The sequence below is a fragment of the Bradyrhizobium centrosematis genome, from assembly GCF_045571495.1.
Lineage (GTDB): Bacteria > Pseudomonadota > Alphaproteobacteria > Rhizobiales > Xanthobacteraceae > Bradyrhizobium > Bradyrhizobium centrosematis.
This window is the reverse complement of record NZ_CP120703.1, coordinates 5,335,359-5,352,107: the sequence shown is the minus strand read 5'-3', so window position 1 is coordinate 5,352,107 and position 16,749 is coordinate 5,335,359. Positions and strand designations below refer to the sequence as shown.

Below are 16,749 nucleotides of genomic sequence, written 5' to 3'. Positions count from 1 at the left end.
AGTCTAGACTCTGACCTCGAACTCGTGCCTGACCTTGGCGATGTCGACCAGCGTCGGCAATCCGGCCTCGTTGCCGAGCCGCTGGATCTTGAAGGTCGAGGCGGCGCGGGCGAAGTCGAAATGCTCGCGCCAGCTTTTGCCGGGATGGGCGAGGTAGGAATAGACATAGGCGCCGTGGAAGACGTCGCCGGCGCCGTTGGTGTCGATCACGCGCTCGCGCGGGATCGGCATCGCCGGCATTACCTGGACCGTTCCCGTCTCGTCGTACCAGAGCAGGCCCTTCTCGCCCATGGTGACGCCGCCGATCTTGCAGCCGCGGCTCTTGAGGTAGTCGAGCATCTTCTCCGGCGTCAGATCCATCTGCTCGCACAGCCGCTCGGCGACGATGGCGACGTCGATATATTCGAGCAGCTCATGGGTGTTGGTGCGCAGGCCGCCACCGTCGAGCGAGGTCAGGATGCCGGCCTCGCGGCACACCTTGGCGTAGTGGATCGCGGCATCCGGCTGGTGACCGTCGACATGCAGCGCGCGGCAGCCGCCGAGATTGAGCATCGGGAAGGGGTGAATGTGCTCGTCGTCGCGGCAGCGGACGATGGCGCGCTTGCCGTCCTTGGGCATGATGAAGGAGAGCGAGGACTGGTTGACCTTCCGCCCGTGCAGCGAGATCGCGTATTTCGCGCACATATCCTGGAACATGCGTCCCAGCCAGTCATTGGCCGCGGTGGCGATGAGGTCCGGCACGATCCCGAGCTTGGCGCAGCAGAACGCCGCCGTCACCGCGTTGCCGCCGAAGGAGACGGCGTAGTCGGAAGCGACGTGCTTCTCGTCCCCGGTCGGCATGTGGTCGGTGATGAAGACGACGTCGATATAGGTCTGTCCGATGAAGAGAGCCTGCATTGCTTGTCCGTCATGCGCTTTGTGGTCCCGGCCGGGCGCTTACTGTAGCACCGGTTCCGCTCCGGCGGGACGCTGAAATTATTCGCAAATCTGCCGCCCGAAGCGCTTGAGGTCAGCATGGCCAGGGAATACGACCATCACCGGGCGATGCCAAGCCCGGACAAACGCCGTGTTTCGGCCCATGGGTTCCAGGGCAGTGACAGGCGCGATCAAAAGGGGGACAGATGATCACCGGCCTCGATCACGTCGTCGTTCTGGTGAGGGACATCGGGGCGGCCAAGGCGGCCTACCAGACGCTGCTCGCCCGCGCGCCGGCCTGGCAGAATTCGGGCGAGGGCGCCGACCGCGTGCTGTTCACTCTCGCGAACATGACGATCGAGCTGATGGCGCCGAGCGGCTTCAGCGTGACTGCGGATCGCATGCGGGCCCTGCTCGATGACCAGGAGGGCATGCTCGCCAGCCTGTGCTTTCGTGTCGCAGACGTGAGCCGGATGCACCGGCGGCTGGAGCGGGTAGCCTTGAGCCCCGATCCGGTCGCCGAGGTCGAAAGCAGCGATACGGATACGGGCAACGTGCTGCACTGGAAGCGCACGCGGGCCGCCACGGAACTCACGCGCGGCGTGCGCATGTTCTTCCTCGAGCTTGCCGACGAGCGCCCGCTCTCGGTCGCCACCGACATCGCGCCGATCGACGCGCTCGACCACATCGTGGTCACCACCGAGGATTCCGAGCGCGCCGCCGCGCTCTACGGCGCGCGGCTCGGCCTCGACCTGGCGCTCGACCGCTCGCACCAGGATTGGGGGCAGCTGCTGTTCTTCCGCTGCGGTGACCTCATCGTCGAGGTGGTGCGCCGGCCGGTCGCCGGCGGCGATCCGATGCATGACCGGCTCTGGGGCCTGAGCTGGCGGGTTGCCGACATCGATGCCACGCGTGCCCGCCTGATCGCTGCGGGCCTCGACGTCAGTGAAGTCCGCAATGGCCGCAAGCCGGGCACGCGGATCATGACCGTGCGGAGCGGCACCTGCGGTGTGCAGACCGTGTTGCTGGAGCGCTCGCCGAAGCCGGCGGATTGATTCTGTCATTCCGCGGCGTCGCGAAGCGACGAGCCCGGAATCCATTCATCCGCCCGGCCCTGCGGCCCGATGGATTCCGGGTCCGCGCCTAAGAGGGCGCGCCCCGGAATGACAGAGCCAACCAGCAACCTTGCGTTCTCAAACGCCGGGCCGCGTGTTACACGCCATATCCAGACCACCCAGCGAGCACCCGGTTTGGCGAAGGCAAAGCGAACTCTGAAATGGCAGCGCGATCCCGAGGGGATGCGGCTGCGCATTCTCGAAGCTGCCAAGCAGGAGTTTTCCGCCCATGGCCTCGCCGGCGCGCGCGTCGATCGCATTGCGGCCAAGGCCGGCGCCAACAAGCGCATGCTGTATTATCACATCGGCAACAAGGACGAGCTCTATCTCGCGGTGCTCGAAGGCGCCTATGACAAGATCCGCAGCGAGGAGCGGGGGCTCGATCTCGAGCATCTCGATCCGCCCGAGGCGATCAGGCGCCTGATCGAGTTCACCTGGAATTACTTCCTGCGCAATCCGGAATTCCTGTCGCTGCTCCAGACCGAGAACCTCGCGCGCGCGAAGCACCTGAAGAAATCGACCAAGGTCAAGTCGATGCACTCGCCCTTCGTCGAGATGATCCGCGCCGTGGTGCGGCGTGGCGTCGAGTCCGGCGATTTCCAGGTCGCCGTCGATCCGGTGCAGCTCTACATCTCGATCGCGGCGCTCAGCTTTTTCTACCTCTCCAACTCGGCAACGCTCAGCGTCATCTTCGGCCGCGATTTGCTGGACGAGAAGGCCAAGGACGAGCGGCTGGCGCACATGGTCGGCCTCGTGCTGGCTGCGCTGACCGGGCGCTCGGCGGAACTGTTCGAGATCGCGAAAGCGCCGAAGTCGCGGGCGGCGGTGGCGCAGGCGGTGTAGCGCTCCATTCTCTGCTGTCATTCCGGGGCGGTCCGTAGGACCGAACCCGGAATCTCGAGATTCCGGGTTCGATGCTTCGCATCGCCCGGAATGACGTTGGTGTACCGGACCCCCGCGCAAAACGTCACAGGGAAAGCTCTGGACAGTATTTATCCAACGGGTTAATTTCTCCGCATAACGAAGAAGACTGCCGGGAGTGAAAATTGGCCGAGCCGAAGCCACAGAGTGCCATCTCCAGGATGCTGAATGCGGCCTGGGTTCGGCCGTTCTTGTTCCTGGTCTTCATTGTCGTCGCCTGGGATCTGGCGATCCGCCTGTTCAAGATCCCCGCCTACCAGATCCCGTCGCCGCTGGACGTCGTCGCCGTGTTGCGGACCGAATGGCCGGAATTGCTGCGCCAGTCGTGGCCGACCACCTATGCGACCGTCTGCGGCTTCCTGCTGTCGGCGCTGTTCGGCATTCCCGTCGCGATGCTGATCGCGGGCTCGAAGACGGTGGAGAGCTACGTCTATCCGCTGCTGGTGTTCTCGCAATCGGTGCCGAAGATCGCGATCGCTCCGCTGTTCGTGGTCTGGTTCGGCTTCGGCATCATCCCGAAGGTGATCTCGGCGTTCCTGCTCGGCTTCTTCCCGGTGGTGGTCTCCGCGGTGCAGGGCTTCAAATCGGTCGACCCCGACATGGTCGATCTCGCCCGCGCCATGCAGGGCAGCCGCCTGCAGGTGTTCCGTGCGGTGAACCTGCCGCACGCGCTGCCGGCGATCTTCTCCGGTCTCAAAGTGTCGGTGACGCTCGCCGTGGTCGGTGCCGTCGTCGGCGAGTTCGTCGGCTCCAATTCCGGCATCGGCTACGTGATGCAGCGCTCGATCGGTACCTTCGACCTGCCGACGATGTTCGCCGCGCTGGTAATCCTGGCGCTGCTCGGTGTGGTCCTGTTCTGGATCGTCGACCGGATCGAGAAGCTGATCATCCCCTGGCACGTCAGCCAGCGCGAGGACGTGATCTTTGCATCCTGACCAAAGAAACGAGCGGCCACCAACGGCCGACGCAACGAACGGCAAGGGAGAGTAACGATGAAGCGGTGGATTGGGGCTGCATCCGTGGCGCTGATGGCGTTCGCAGCCGTACCGGCGCAGGCGGCCGACAAGGTCGTGCTGATGCTGAACTGGTACGTCTATGGCGAGCACGCGCCGTTCTATTACGGCAAGGCCAAGGGCATTTATGCCGCCGAGGGCATCGATCTCGAAATTCAGGAAGGCCGCGGATCGGCTGCGACCACGCAGGCCGTCGCCGCCAAGACCGCGGACTTCGGCTATGTCGACGTTCCCACCATGATGCGCGCCGCCATCAAAGGCGCTCCCGTGGTCGCGACCGGCGTCCTGCTGCAGACCTCGCCGATGTCCGCCATGGGCTTCGTCGACAAGAACATCAGGAAGCCCGAGGACATCAAGGGCAAGACGGTGGCGATCACACCGGCGGACTCGATGACGCAGATCTGGCCGCTGTTCCTGAAGAAGACCGGCCTGAAGGAGAGCGACTTCAAGACCGTCGCCGGCGACGGCCAGACCAAGCTCAACGCCGTCATCAACGGCCAGGCCGATCTGCTGCTCGGTTACGTCATGGACCAGTCGATGAAGATCAAGGATGCCACCGGCAAGGACGTCTATCCGATCAAGTTCGCCGACTACGGCATCAACATGGTCTCCTCCGGCATCATCGCCAACACCGACTATGTGAAGGCCAATGCCGATCTCGTCCGCCGCTTCATGTCGGCGACCACGAAATCGGTCGAAGCCGCCGAGAAGGAGCCGAAGGCCGCCGCGCAATCGATCCTCGATGCCAACCCGAAGGGCGGCAAGATCGAGACGCTGACGCAGGGCTTTGAGCTGACCATTCCGCTGTACCGGACCGCGGAGACCAAGAGCAAGCGGCCGTTCCAGGTCACCGACCAAAACATGGTCGAGACCGTTAATCTGCTGGTCGAATATGGCGGGCTCGATGCCAAGGCCAAGGAGAACCCGAAGGCCTTCTACACCAACGATTACCTGCCGAAGAGCGGGTCGTGAGAACGCCAACACCGTCATTCCGGGATGGTCCGAAGGACCAGACCCGGAACTCGAGATTCCGGGTTCGATGCTTCGCATCGCCCCGGAATGACGGTTCGTATTGTCGACCGGACTTGATCGAATGAAAGCAGCAGAAGCGATATCTCACGCGCAACCCGCCGCACATCTGCGCCTGGTGTCCGACCGCGCCGGCGATGCCTCGGGCATCAAGCTGTCGGGCGTGTCGAAGACGTACCGGACGCGCGACGGCGACGTGCCGTCGCTGCGGCCGCTCGACTTCCACATCAATGACGGCGAGTTCTTCGTCGTGGTCGGCCCTTCCGGCTGCGGCAAGTCCACGCTGCTCAAGCTGATCTCGGGCCTCTTGCCGCCGACCACGGGCGAGATCCTGGTCGAGGGCGAGAAGGTGATGACGCCGCACGGCAATGTCGGCATCGTCTTTCAGAACGCGTTGCTCTTGCCGTGGCGCAACATCCTGGGCAACGTGATGTTGCCGATCGACATGAAGCGGCTGCCGCGGCAGGAATATCTCGACCGCGCCAAGTCGCTGTTGAAGCTGGTCGGGCTCGAAGGCTTCGAGAAGAAGCTGCCCTGGCAGCTTTCCGGCGGCATGCAGCAGCGCGCCTCGATCTGCCGCGCGCTGGTGCACGATCCCAGGATCATGCTGATGGACGAGCCGTTCGGCGCGCTCGATGCGCTGACGCGCGAGCGCATGAATGTCGAATTGATGCGGATCCAGCGCGAGACGAAGAAGACGGTGTTGCTGATCACGCATTCGATTCCGGAAGCCGTGTTCCTCGCCGACCGCGTGCTGGTCATGACTGAGCGGCCCGGCGCGGTCGCCGCAATCTACGACGTGCCGCTGCCGCGCCCACGCTCGCTCGACGTGATGGCCGATCCTGTCTTCACCGAGCTCGTACAACGCATCCGCAAGCATTTCTTCTCGCAAGGTGCAATGGATTGATATTATGGGCTCCGCCGTTAGCCACCACGACGCCGGTGCGCTCCCTCCCCCGCCTGCGGGGGAGGGTCGGGGAGAGGGTGTCTCCGCTGGAAAGACTCCCCAAGAGGATAGAACCCTCACCCGCCGCGCTTTGCGCGTCGGCCTCTCCCGCAAGCGGGAGAGGCGAGTCGCCCGCGGCTGCACCGCTCGCATCAAGTTCATCTCGTTCTATTGCCCATGTCGCCCCGCCTGAAACTGCGAGACATCGCCTTCTTCGAACGTCCCGTGCAGTTCGCGCGGCCGTTCCGCTTTGGCGCGATCACGATCAATGCGACGCCGCAGCTGTTCGTGCGAGTCGAGATCGAGATCGAGGGTCGGGGGAGCGCTGTCGGTGCCAGCGCCGAGCTGCTGGTGCCGAAATGGTTCGACAAGCGGCCGGAACTGTCGTCGGCGCAGACGGTCGACGGCTTGCGACGATCGCTCGAGATTGCGCGCGGGCTTTATCTGGCGCGCACCGGATATCAGACCGCGTTCGATCTGCATGCTTCGTGCATCGGTGCCCAGATCGCGACCTGCGCGAAGAAGAACATTCCGCCGCTTGCCGCAGCTTACGGCCCGGCGGAGATCGACGAGGCGGTACTCGATGCGCTGCTGCGCGCCGTCGGGACCAGCTTGTTCGACGGAGTGGCTGCCAACATCGCCGGCATCGATGCGCGGCTTTGTCCTGACCTGAGCGAGAAGGATATCGGGACGTTCCTCGCCGGCCGGGTGCCGCTGCAGCGTGTTGCCATCAGGCACACGGTCGGCCTTGATGATGTCGTTGAAGGCGAGGGCGGCGTCGCCGATCCGCGCGAGAATGCCGGTGCGCGGTACTTCAAACTCAAGCTGTCGGGCGATCCCATCGCCGATGCAGCACGGCTGGCGCGGATCGGCAAGGAACTCGATATGCTCGGGCGCGACTATCGGGTGACGCTCGATGCCAACGAGCAATATGCGGATCTCGCTGCTTTGCAGGCGCTGATGGACCGGCTCGATCATGACACCGCGCTGCGTCCGATCGCCACGCGCCTGCTCTATGTCGAACAGCCGATGCCGCGCGACATCACGCGGCGGGCGCCGCTCGGCGCGCTGGCCGCGCGCGACTTCATCATCGACGAGGCCGACGATTCCTACGACGCCTTTGCGGCGGCGCGGGCGCTTGGCTATCGCGGCATCTCCTCGAAATCCTGCAAGGGGCTCTACAAGTCCATCGTCAACGCCACGCGCGCGGCGAAATGGAGTGCGAGCGGCGAGCGGTTCTTCATCACCGGCGAGGACCTCACCTGCCAGGCAGGTCTCGCCGTGCAGCAGGATCTCGCGCTGGGCGCCTTCATCGGCCTCACCCACGCGGAGCGCAACGGCCATCACTATGTCGACGGCTTCGGCGAGACGCCTGCGGCCGAGGCACGTGCCTTCGCCGCCGCGCATCCCGATCTCTATGCCGACGCCGGGCAGGGCATCCGACTCTCGATCCACGACGGCGATCTCCTGACGGGATCGCTCAACACAGTAGGCTTTGCGACGTCGGTCCATCCGGACTGGTCGGCGCTCCGCCCGCTCGAGCAGCCAATATTACTTCAGGAGCATTTGACATGACCACCCAACGCCTCGGCCTCATCATGAACGGCGTCACCGGCCGCATGGGGCTTAACCAACATTTGATCCGTTCGATCGTCGCGATCCGCGACCAGGGCGGCGTCCGCTTGAAGAATGGCGATCGCGTCATGCCCGATCCGATCCTGGTCGGCCGCAGCGCCGAGAAAGTCGAGGCGCTTGCCAAGCGCTACAACATCACGCGCTGGACCACCGACCTCGACGCCGCGCTCGCCGACAAGAACGACACCATGTTCTTCGACGCCGCGACCACGCAGGCGCGCCCTGGTCTTTTGACCCAGGCCATCAACGCCGGCAAGCATGTCTATTGCGAGAAGCCGATCGCGACGAATTTCGAGGAAGCCGTCGAGGTCGTGAAGCTCGCCAATGCCAAGGGCGTCAAGCACGGCACGGTGCAGGACAAGCTGTTCCTGCCGGGCCTAAAGAAGATCGCCTTCCTCCGCGACTCCGGCTTCTTCGGCCGCATCCTCTCGGTGCGCGGCGAGTTCGGCTATTGGGTGTTCGAGGGCGGCTGGCAGGAGGCGCAGCGGCCGTCCTGGAACTACCGCAACGAGGACGGCGGCGGCATCATCCTCGACATGGTCTGCCACTGGCGCTACGTGCTCGACAACCTGTTCGGCAATGTCCAGAGCGTCAGCTGCATCGGCAACACCGACATCCCCGAGCGCTACGACGAGCAGGGCAGGAAGTACAAGGCGACCGCGGATGATTCCGCCTACGCGACCTTCCAGCTCGAAGGCGGCATCATCGCCCATATCAACATGTCCTGGGTGACGCGCGTCTATCGCGACGACCTCGTCACCTTCCAGGTTGACGGCACGCTCGGCTCGGCGGTCGCGGGTCTTTCCGACTGCATGATCCAGGCACGGCAAGCCACCCCGAGGCCGGTGTGGAATCCCGACGAGAAGCGGCTGCACGATTTCTACGGCGACTGGCAGAAGCTGCCCGACAACGTCAGCTACGACAACGGCTTCAAGGAACAGTGGGAGATGTTCATCCGCCACGTCTACGAGGATGCGCCGTACAAGTTCACACTGCTCGAAGGTGCCAAGGGCGTGCAGCTCGCCGAATGCGCGCTGAAGAGCTGGAAGGAGCGGCGCTGGATCGACGTCGCTCCGATCAAGGTGTGAGGTCAGTCGGATAATCCCGATGTCTACTAAGCCGTCATTGCGAGCGAAGCGAAGCAATCCAGAGTCTTTCCGCAGAGGCAGTCTGGATTGTTTCGCTTCGCTCGCAATGACGGGGAGAGGTTCGAAATCATGAACAAGCCCGTCCTGCCAATGTCATCACTGTCGCTCAAGCTGCCCAAGGCCGATCGCTCGATCGAGACCTACCGGCTCGCGGCCTCGCGCACGTTTCCGGCAAAGCTCGAGGGCCCGCTGAATCGCATCGCCTTCTCGGCCGTGCATACGGTCGCAGATCCTTTCGCGGACAACGATCCCTGGCTCTCGGTCGCCGTCGACTGGGACAAGACCATCGCCTTCCGCGAGCATGTCTGGGATCTCGGCCTCGGCGTCGCCGAAGCGATGGACACCGCGCAGCGCGGCATGGGCCTGGACTGGCCGACCTCGCTGGAGCTGATCACGCGCTCGGTCGCCGCCGCGAAGCGGCGCAACGCGCTGGTGTTCTCGGGTGCCGGCACCGATCATCTCGCGGTCGAGGATGCGAAAAACCTCGACGACGTGATCCGCGCTTATGAGGAGCAGATCTCGGCGGTCGAGAAGGTCGGCGGCCGCATCATCCTGATGGCCTCGCGGGCCCTCGCAAAGCTCGGTCGCAATGCCGACGATTACGCCAAGGTCTATGACCGCGTGCTGTCGCAGGTTCGCGAGCCCGTCATCATCCATTGGCTCGGCGATATGTTCGATCCCGCGCTGACGGGCTACTGGGGCACCAAGGACCTCGACAAGGCGATGGACACGGCTGTCGCCATCATCAACGGCAACGCCGCCAAGGTCGACGGCGTGAAAGTCTCGCTGCTCGACAAGCAGCGCGAGATCGACATGCGCCGTCGCCTCGACAAGCGCATCAAGATGTATACGGGCGACGATTTCAACTACGCGGAGCTGATCGCGGGCGACGAACAGGGTTTCTCGCATGCGCTGCTCGGCATCTTCGATGCGATCGCGCCGGCGGCGTCCTATGCGCTGTCGCAGCTGGCGGCTGGCGACGAGGCCGGCTTCCACGACGTGCTGGGGCCGACGGTGCCGCTGTCGCGTCACATCTTCAAGGCACCGACGCGCTTCTACAAGACCGGGGTGGTGTTCATGGCCTATCTCAACGGGCACCAGGATCATTTCACCATGGTCGGCGGTCAGGAGAGCACGCGCTCCACGCTGCATCTGGCCGAGCTGTTTCGTCTCGCCGACAAGGCCGGCCTGCTCGCCAATCCCGAACTGGCGACGCGGCGGATGAAGACCGTGCTGGCCTCGCATGGATTGGAAGACTGATGCGTGACTTTTCGTCCGATCATCGCTGGCTGTCGCTGAACACGGCAACCGTCCGCAAGCAGGGTGATCTCGTCGCCATCATCGAGGCCTGCGCGAAGCACGGCATCCGCGCCATCGATCCCTGGCGCGACCAGGTCGCCGCCGTCGGGCTCGATCGCGCCGCACGCGCGGTCCGCGAGGCCGGCCTTGAACTGTCCGGCTATTGTCGCGGCGGCATGTTCACCTCGGACGCTTCGCGCCGAAGCGAGGTGCGCGACGATAACCGCCGCTGTGTCGATGAAGCCAAGGCACTGGGCGCGCCCTGCATCGTTCTGGTCGTCGGCGGACTGCCGCAATATTCGCGGCCTGGCAGCGAGGCCTCGAAGGACATCGTGGCCGCGCGCGGGCAGGTCGAGGAAGCCCTTGCCGACATGCTCGACTACGCCAAGCAGGCCAAGCTGCCGCTGGCGATCGAGCCGCTGCATCCGGCTTACGCGGCTGACCGTGCCTGCGTGAACACGACGAAGCAGGCGCTGGATATCTGCGACCGGCTCGACCCCGATCGTAGCGGCATGCTCGGCGTCGCGCTCGACGTCTATCACATCTGGTGGGATCCGGAGCTGATGGACCAGATCGCGCGTGCCGGCCGGGATCGGCTGCTGGCCTTCCACGTCTGCGACTGGCTGGTGCCGACCAAAGACATCCTCAACGACCGCGGCATGATGGGCGACGGCGTCATCGACATCAAATCGGTGCGTGCGGCCGTCGAGGCACAGGGCTTTGCCGGCTATTCCGAGATCGAGATTTTCTCCAACGATTGGTGGAGCAAGCCGATTGACGAGGTGCTGCGCACCTGCATCGCGCGCCATAAGACTGTCGTGTAGAGCTTCCGCCTCACGCCCTCACGGGCCCGCGACCTGTTGCAATCTGTTGAAGCGCGCTTTCTGCTCGCTGCTCAGCGTCGCATAGAATTCGTCCAGCGCAGGTTCGACCAGCTTGGCGGCCGTCAACATGGCCTCGAGCCGGTGCTGCATCGCCTCCAGCCGTCCGACCGGCGTCAGGGGCACATCGTTCGGACAGGCCGCCTCTAGGTCCTGAACGCCCTTCGCCGTCGCTTCGCCGAGGCGGTCGAGCGCCTCCTTTTGCTTGCCTGCGGGGTGGAGCACAGCCTCGATCCTCTGGATCGGCAACTGGGTCAGGCCGGTCTTGGGATCACCGCAGCCCTCGGCACTGGCCTGCTGCTGCTCTGGCGATCGTTCGCCGACATTCGGGCCAAGCGCGTTGAAGTGGGCCTGCTGTTCGTCACTGAGCGAGTTGTAGAAATTCTCCAGCGCCGGCCGCACGATCTTGACGGCTTCCAGCGTCGCGCTGATGCGGTTCATCATCGCGCGCAAACGGCCGGGCGGGGTCTGTGCATAAGTCTCCGTGCAGGAGTCCTTGAACACACCGGCAGCCTTGGCCGCCGCCGTCTTGAGCTCGTCCAACAATACGCGTTGCTCCGGCGTTGGCCGCACCGCCCGTGCGATATCGGCGAGCGGCCAGGCGGTCACGCCCTTATCCGGTGTGGCGCACAATTGCTGAACCGTCTGCGGGCTCACGCTGGCACGCTGGCGCGCGCGGTAGCTGCCGCCGGCTTGCGAGTAGTCATAAGGATTGGTGCTGGCATAAGCGGAGTAGGGGTCGTCGCCACCCCAGAATACGGTGTCGACGAAGTCGTCATAGGCGTACGCCCAATAGCCGGGCTCGTAAGCATTGGACCAGAACGTGTAGTCGAAAATGTCCGAGTAGGCATAAGGCCAGAACACGGGCCCAAGCCAAGCCACGAACACCGCGGGATGCCGATGTCGCCAAGCCTGCCGGGGAGCCCAACCGCTCTGGCGGGTGGTGAGTGCGGCCTGAGCTTGTTGCGCAGGGGCCTGCTCGCGGAAGCGCTCCGCAAACCGCCCGCGCTGGGCGGCCTGCGCGGCGACCGCGGCAGCGGCAATAGTCGCTGGCGCCCGCCCGGCCGGAGCTTGCACTCCAAGCCGCTGCTGGCGCGCCAGGTCGCTTTGCTGCGCGCGCTGCTCACGCGCGAGCAAGCGGTTCTGCGTCTGGAGCATCCGTTGCTGCTCGCGCAGCGCCCTTGCGCTGTCCGGCTTCTGCGACTGGAGTTGCTGCACGCGCTGCTGCAGGCGATCGATGCGGGTCTGGCGTTCCGTAGTCTGGCGCGACAGCATCTCGCGCTGGTGCTGCTGCACCATCTGCTGGCGCTGCTGAATTTGTTGCTGGCGCTGTTGTGCGCGCTGTTCGATCTGATCCCGCCGCGACAGTCGCTCGCTCGCGGCCGGCGGTCCGCTGGGCCGTGAGGGAGCGGCGATGTGCGGCGTCGGCCGCGGTGCCATCGCCGGGCGTTGCGGTGCTGCCGGCGCCCGATGAAATTCGGGCCGCGGTGCAGCGAAGTGCGGGGTCGGACGCGGTGGAGGTGAGGCCATATGCGGCGCCGGACGTGGCGCCATGGCCGGCCGCTGCGGCATGGAAGGTTGATGGAAAGCCGGCGCGGCGGGACGCGCCATGGCTGGAGGCGCAGCCGGGCGGGCCATGGTAGGTGGTGCTGCTGGCCTGGCTGCCGGTGCCGCGGCGGAACCTGGTGGTCCGCCCCTTCCATGTCCCGGGGGTCCCTGAGCGAACGTGCCGACGCTGGCTCCCAGCATCGAGACACCAACCAAAACGGCCCTTAGGCAAACGCCACGCGGAAGCATGATCGTAGCTCCCAGCTCGTAATCGCCCACGACGTTCAACGCACAGCTGGCGGAATGGTTCGTCCTTGGCCGCCGTCGGCGTTGCGATCTTCCGACGCAGGCAGCCTTACGAGAGATCCTGCGTCAGGGTGGTGGCGAGCCGCTCCAGTGCCCAGTCGACCTGGTCGCTTGTGATCACCAGCGGCGGGGCGATACGGATCGTATGCTCATGGGTATCCTTGGCGAGGATGCCCTTGGCCTGGAGTGCCTCGCAGTAGCGGCGAGCGCGGCCGGCCTCGGGATGCAGCTCGACCGCCAGCATCAGGCCGCGCCCGCGCACCTCGCGGATCGTATTGGCGCGAATGTCCTTCAAGCCCTCCAGAAAGCGTGCGCCCTGGATGGCTGCGTTCTCGATCATGCCTTCCTCGACCAGCACGCGCATCGCCGCGCGGGCCACGGCGCAGGCAAGCGGGTTGCCGCCGAAGGTCGAGCCATGCTGCCCAGGTCGCAAAGTCCCGAGCACGTCGTTGTTCGAGAGCACGGCCGACACCGGATAGAAGCCACCGGACAGGGCCTTGCCGAGCAGTGTCACGTCCGCCTCGATTCCCTCGTGCTGTTCGGCAAGCAGCTTGCCGGTGCGGCCGAGCCCGGTCTGGATCTCGTCGAGCACCAGCATCACGTTGTTGGCGGTGCAGAGCTCCCGGACCGCGGTGAAATAGCCGGCGGGAGGAATGATGACACCTGCTTCGCCCTGGATCGGCTCGACCAGAAAGGCGACCGTATTTGGGGTGATTGCTTCCTCCAGCGCCGTGGCGTCGCCGAACGGGATGATCTTGAACCCTGGCGCGAACGGCCCAAAGTGCCCGCGGGTCTCGGGATCGGTTGAAAAGCCGACGACGCCCAGCGTGCGTCCGTGGAAATTGTTGGCACAGACGATGATCTCGGCCTGGCCGTCCGGGACGCCCTTCACCTCGTAGCCCCATTTCCGAACCGACTTGATCGCGCTTTCGACCGCCTCGGCGCCGCTGTTCATCGGCAGCACCTTGTGGGAACCGGTGAGCGCCGCGATCTCCTCGTAGAACAGGGCGAGCTGGTCGTTGTGGAAGGCGCGCGAGGTGAGCGTCAGCCTGTGCGCCTGTTCGACCATCGCCCCCAGGATCTTGGGGTGGCAGTGGCCCTGGCTGACCGCCGAATAGGCCGAGAGGCAATCCAGATAACGCTTGCCTTCGGTATCCCAGACCCAGACACCTTCGCCGCGCGACAGGACGACCCCGATCGGCTCGTAATTGCGGGCGCCGAAGCGTGCTTCCGTTGCGATGAAATCAATGACCGACGAGCTCATCTGTCGTCACTCCATGGCCGCACACGGCGGCGTCAACGACTGCACCGCCGGCGCTCAGCTTGATCTGGGTATCAACTTGCCGCCTTGGAAGTCTTCATGCGTCCGATGGTGGAGCCCTATCTGATTTGTCAAAAGTATCAGAGGGTTATCTACTGTGCATGGGGTTGTTTTCGCAATTTTTGGTGTCGAGCCCTTCAGCCGATCGTGCAGGGCACGCTCAGAAAGCCGCGGAAGCGCACCCGTCCGCCGCGCACCGGCGCCCCGCTCACGGCATAGTTCGGGAAGCGGGCCAGGAAGCGCGAGATCGCAATCGCCCCTTCGAGCCGCGCCAGCGCCATGCCGGCGCATTGATGCGCGCCGGTGGCGAAGGCGAGATGCCGGTTCGGCATGCGCGCGATGTCGAAGCGCTCGGGGTCGGGAAATTGCGCGGGATCGCGGTTGGCCGCGCCAATGCACAGCGTCACCGAAGTGCCGGCGTCAAGCATGACGCCGCCGAGCTCGACCTTCTCGGTGGTCATGCGGTTGCCGAGCTGGTTGGAGCTCTCGTAGCGCAGCATCTCTTCGACCGCAGTCCTGATCAGATCCGGGTTGTCGATCAGGCGCTGCTTCTGGTCGGGATGCCGATCCAATGCCACGAGGCCATTGCCGATCAGATTGGTGGTGGTCTCGTGGCCGGCATTGAGCAGGAAGATGCAATTGTGCAGCAGCTCCTTCTCGGTCAGCCGCTCGCCGTTCTCTTCCCCCTGGATCAGCCGCGTCAGCACGTCACGTTCGGGATTGCCGGGCTTGTCACGCCGGCGTGCCACCAGCGTCTCGAGATAGGCGAGGAAATCGCGCACCGCCTTGTTGCCCCGCGCGGCGGCTTCGGGCGAGACCACGGGTTCGAGTGCGCCGAGGATCGCCAGCGACCAGTCGCGCAGCGGCCCGCGCTCGTCATGGGGAACGTCGAGCAGATTGCCGATCACCTCGATGGGAATGGACGCGGCGAAATCCTCGATCAGCTCGCAATGACCCTTGGCTGCGATGGCGTCGAGCAGGCCGTCGACGAGCTTGACGAGATCGCCTTCCATCCCGGCGATCGCCCGCGGCGACAGCGCGCCCATGATCAAGCGCCGCACGCGGGTATGGACGGGCGGATCGTTGAAGACGAGGCTGGTGGTGTGATGCTCGTAGAGCGGCGTATCGCCGTATTTCGGCGCGAACTCGCGCTTCTTGTCCGAGCTGAACGCCTTCGTGTTCTTGTAGGTGGTGACGAGATCGTCATAGCGGGTCAGGAACACGGTGCCGTTGCGCAGGCGCTTGACCGGCTCGTTCTCCCGCAGTGCACGATAGGTCGGATAGGGGTCGTCGTAGAACTCGGGCGTCAGCTTCTCGAGATCGAAGCTTGCCGCCAACTCCTTCGCACTTGCGTTCATCCCGTTATACTCGCCGGTTAAATCCGTTATGCCTTTTTTGTTGTTCTGATGGACGCATGCATGCGTCTACAGTCGTGGCGTATTTGCTAGCCGACCGGACGGGAAAATGCACGCCTACGCTGATGCTGCCGAGACGGCCCCGACTTGGCCGGACGATATTTTCGCGACCCTGCAACGCTTCGACGTCCGGCAGGTCCCTTACGTGCCCGATGCGGGCCACGCCAAGCTGATCAATCGCGTGTTGGCCTCGTCCACGATGCGCGGCATCCCGCTGACCACGGAGGAGGAGGGCGTGGCGCTGCTTGCGGGCGCCTGGGCCGGCGGACAGCGCGGCGTGCTGCTGATGCAGTCCAGCGGCGTCGGTAATTGCATCAACATGCTGTCGCTGATCCCGATCCTGCGCTTTCCCTTTCTCACCCTCGTCACCATGCGCGGCGAGTGGGGCGAGTTCAATCCGTGGCAGGTGCCGATGGGATCGACCACGCAGGGCGTGTTCGAGCTCTCCGGGGTCCAGGTGCTGCGCGCCTCCAACGCGGCCGAGGTGCCGGCCGTGCTGCAAGCGGCTGCATCACAGGCCTACAACGCGCTGACGCCCACCGCCGTCCTTCTGTCGCAGCGCCTGATCGGCGCCAAGGTTTTCACCAAATGAGCAAGGCCAATCTCCTCGACCGCCGCCAGGTGGTGTCCACGCTGCTGGCGAACCGCAAGGATGTGGTCGCGATCGGCGGCTTAGGAGCCTCCACGAACGACATGTGCGCGGCCGGCGACCACGCCCGCAACTTCTATCTCTGGGGCGGCATGGGCGGCGCGGCGATGATCGGCCTCGGCCTGGCGCTGGCACAGCCGAAGCTGCCGGTATTGGTCATCACCGGCGACGGCGAGATGCTGATGGGCATGGGCAGCCTTGCCACCATTGGCCTGCAGAAGCCGTCCAACCTCTCGATCGCAGTGCTCGACAATGAGGCCTATGGCGAGATCGGCGGCCAGATCAGCCACACCTCGACCGCCGCCGACCTCGTCGGCGTCGCCAAGGCCTGCGGCATCAAGGACAGCCGGGCTGTCACGACAATGGCCGAAGTCGAAGCCTTCGCCAAAGCCGTCCACGACATTTCCGCGGGGCCGCGCTTTGCCAATGTGAAGATCGACAGCGCTGGCCTCGAGCGGATCTTGCCGACTCGGGATGGGACTTACATCCTCAACCGGATCCGCGGCGACCTCGGATTCCAGCCGATCTAGGGCGGGGCTGTCTCTTCCCGAGGCGTCGGTCCTGCACGTGACCCGTGCAGGACCGACCAATTTCCACTGAAATCAAAA

At 64.7% G+C, this 16,749-nt stretch carries 16 protein-coding genes; 12 read left to right on the top strand and 4 right to left on the bottom strand.

Translation table 11 applies throughout. The annotated features are described in order from the left end of the window. Window positions 1-3: 3 nt before the first annotated feature. Window positions 4-897, bottom strand: a complete 894-nt coding sequence (locus P6U31_RS25575; RefSeq protein WP_407184533.1) for a sugar kinase — start codon at window positions 895-897, stop codon at window positions 4-6. 224 nt (window positions 898-1,121) lie between these two features. Here P6U31_RS25575 and P6U31_RS25570 point away from each other — a divergent pair, with 224 nt between their 5' ends. The 9 genes from P6U31_RS25570 to P6U31_RS25530 all read left to right on the top strand — a co-directional run bounded on the left by P6U31_RS25570 (window position 1,122) and on the right by P6U31_RS25530 (window position 10,845). Further along, entirely contained in the window at window positions 1,122-1,970 is an 849-nt protein-coding gene (locus P6U31_RS25570) for a VOC family protein (RefSeq protein ID WP_407184532.1), read from the top strand. Window positions 1,971-2,165: 195 nt separating this feature from the next. Then, a complete protein-coding gene (locus P6U31_RS25565; protein WP_407184531.1) occupies window positions 2,166-2,873 on the top strand; it encodes a TetR family transcriptional regulator in 708 nt (235 codons plus the stop codon). Between the two features lie 203 nt (window positions 2,874-3,076). Next, window positions 3,077-3,886, top strand: coding sequence for an ABC transporter permease (locus P6U31_RS25560; protein ID WP_407184530.1), 810 nt, complete (start codon window positions 3,077-3,079; stop codon window positions 3,884-3,886). A 57-nt stretch (window positions 3,887-3,943) separates the two neighbouring features. Next, window positions 3,944-4,936, top strand: a complete 993-nt coding sequence (locus P6U31_RS25555) for an ABC transporter substrate-binding protein (protein WP_407184529.1) — start codon at window positions 3,944-3,946, stop codon at window positions 4,934-4,936. Window positions 4,937-5,057: 121 nt separating this feature from the next. Continuing rightward, window positions 5,058-5,900, top strand: coding sequence for an ABC transporter ATP-binding protein (locus P6U31_RS25550; RefSeq protein ID WP_407184528.1), 843 nt, complete (start codon window positions 5,058-5,060; stop codon window positions 5,898-5,900). A 216-nt stretch (window positions 5,901-6,116) separates the two neighbouring features. Further along, entirely contained in the window at window positions 6,117-7,514 is a 1,398-nt protein-coding gene (locus P6U31_RS25545; RefSeq protein ID WP_407184527.1) for a hypothetical protein, read from the top strand. After that, window positions 7,511-8,662 carry a Gfo/Idh/MocA family protein gene (locus P6U31_RS25540; RefSeq protein WP_407184526.1) on the top strand — a complete coding sequence of 384 codons (1,152 nt, stop codon included), beginning with the start codon at window positions 7,511-7,513 and terminating at the stop codon, window positions 8,660-8,662. The genes P6U31_RS25545 and P6U31_RS25540 overlap by 4 nt, the downstream gene beginning before the upstream one ends. A gap of 129 nt (window positions 8,663-8,791) precedes the next feature. Beyond that, a complete protein-coding gene (locus P6U31_RS25535; protein ID WP_407184525.1) occupies window positions 8,792-9,982 on the top strand; it encodes a dihydrodipicolinate synthase family protein in 1,191 nt (396 codons plus the stop codon). Continuing rightward, window positions 9,982-10,845, top strand: a complete 864-nt coding sequence (locus tag P6U31_RS25530; protein ID WP_407184524.1) for a sugar phosphate isomerase/epimerase family protein — start codon at window positions 9,982-9,984, stop codon at window positions 10,843-10,845. Before P6U31_RS25535 ends, P6U31_RS25530 begins: the two co-directional genes overlap by 1 nt. Window positions 10,846-10,863: 18 nt before the next feature. Here P6U31_RS25530 and P6U31_RS25525 read toward each other — a convergent pair whose 3' ends face one another. Then, a complete protein-coding gene (locus P6U31_RS25525; RefSeq protein ID WP_407184523.1) occupies window positions 10,864-12,060 on the bottom strand; it encodes a Spy/CpxP family protein refolding chaperone in 1,197 nt (398 codons plus the stop codon). 3 nt (window positions 12,061-12,063) lie between these two features. Here P6U31_RS25525 and P6U31_RS25520 point away from each other — a divergent pair, with 3 nt between their 5' ends. Next, entirely contained in the window at window positions 12,064-12,306 is a 243-nt protein-coding gene (locus tag P6U31_RS25520) for a hypothetical protein (RefSeq protein WP_407184522.1), read from the top strand. A gap of 499 nt (window positions 12,307-12,805) precedes the next feature. On the opposite strand, the gene rocD is transcribed toward P6U31_RS25520, so the two are convergent. Both rocD and P6U31_RS25510 read right to left on the bottom strand, forming a co-directional pair. Next, on the bottom strand, window positions 12,806-14,020 hold the full coding sequence (gene rocD, locus P6U31_RS25515) for an ornithine--oxo-acid transaminase (RefSeq protein ID WP_407184521.1): 1,215 nt from the start codon (window positions 14,018-14,020) through the stop codon (window positions 12,806-12,808). A gap of 194 nt (window positions 14,021-14,214) precedes the next feature. Continuing rightward, window positions 14,215-15,435 carry a cytochrome P450 gene (locus P6U31_RS25510; RefSeq protein ID WP_407184520.1) on the bottom strand — a complete coding sequence of 407 codons (1,221 nt, stop codon included), beginning with the start codon at window positions 15,433-15,435 and terminating at the stop codon, window positions 14,215-14,217. A 106-nt stretch (window positions 15,436-15,541) separates the two neighbouring features. Between P6U31_RS25510 and P6U31_RS25505 the strand changes: the two genes are divergently transcribed. Both P6U31_RS25505 and P6U31_RS25500 read left to right on the top strand, forming a co-directional pair. After that, window positions 15,542-16,084 (top strand): phosphonopyruvate decarboxylase, encoded by a 543-nt coding sequence (locus P6U31_RS25505; RefSeq protein WP_407184519.1) that lies wholly within the window; start codon window positions 15,542-15,544, stop codon window positions 16,082-16,084. After that, window positions 16,081-16,671 (top strand): thiamine pyrophosphate-dependent enzyme, encoded by a 591-nt coding sequence (locus P6U31_RS25500; RefSeq protein WP_407184518.1) that lies wholly within the window; start codon window positions 16,081-16,083, stop codon window positions 16,669-16,671. Before P6U31_RS25505 ends, P6U31_RS25500 begins: the two co-directional genes overlap by 4 nt. Window positions 16,672-16,749 lie beyond the last annotated feature (78 nt).

Coding starts and splice junctions, on each gene's coding strand:
- P6U31_RS25540 (WP_407184526.1), top strand. CDS start 7,511: ATGACCACCCAACGCCTCGGCCTCATCATGAACGGCGTCACCGGCCGC.
- P6U31_RS25535 (WP_407184525.1), top strand. CDS start 8,792: ATGAACAAGCCCGTCCTGCCAATGTCATCACTGTCGCTCAAGCTGCCC.
- P6U31_RS25525 (WP_407184523.1), bottom strand. CDS start 12,060: ATGCTCCAGACGCAGAACCGCTTGCTCGCGCGTGAGCAGCGCGCGCAG.
- P6U31_RS25575 (WP_407184533.1), bottom strand. CDS start 897: ATGCAGGCTCTCTTCATCGGACAGACCTATATCGACGTCGTCTTCATC.
- rocD (WP_407184521.1), bottom strand. CDS start 14,020: ATGAGCTCGTCGGTCATTGATTTCATCGCAACGGAAGCACGCTTCGGC.
- P6U31_RS25550 (WP_407184528.1), top strand. CDS start 5,058: ATGAAAGCAGCAGAAGCGATATCTCACGCGCAACCCGCCGCACATCTG.
- P6U31_RS25545 (WP_407184527.1), top strand. CDS start 6,117: ATGTCGCCCCGCCTGAAACTGCGAGACATCGCCTTCTTCGAACGTCCC.
- P6U31_RS25555 (WP_407184529.1), top strand. CDS start 3,944: ATGAAGCGGTGGATTGGGGCTGCATCCGTGGCGCTGATGGCGTTCGCA.
- P6U31_RS25510 (WP_407184520.1), bottom strand. CDS start 15,435: ATGAACGCAAGTGCGAAGGAGTTGGCGGCAAGCTTCGATCTCGAGAAG.
- P6U31_RS25505 (WP_407184519.1), top strand. CDS start 15,542: ATGCACGCCTACGCTGATGCTGCCGAGACGGCCCCGACTTGGCCGGAC.
- P6U31_RS25530 (WP_407184524.1), top strand. CDS start 9,982: ATGCGTGACTTTTCGTCCGATCATCGCTGGCTGTCGCTGAACACGGCA.
- P6U31_RS25570 (WP_407184532.1), top strand. CDS start 1,122: ATGATCACCGGCCTCGATCACGTCGTCGTTCTGGTGAGGGACATCGGG.
- P6U31_RS25500 (WP_407184518.1), top strand. CDS start 16,081: ATGAGCAAGGCCAATCTCCTCGACCGCCGCCAGGTGGTGTCCACGCTG.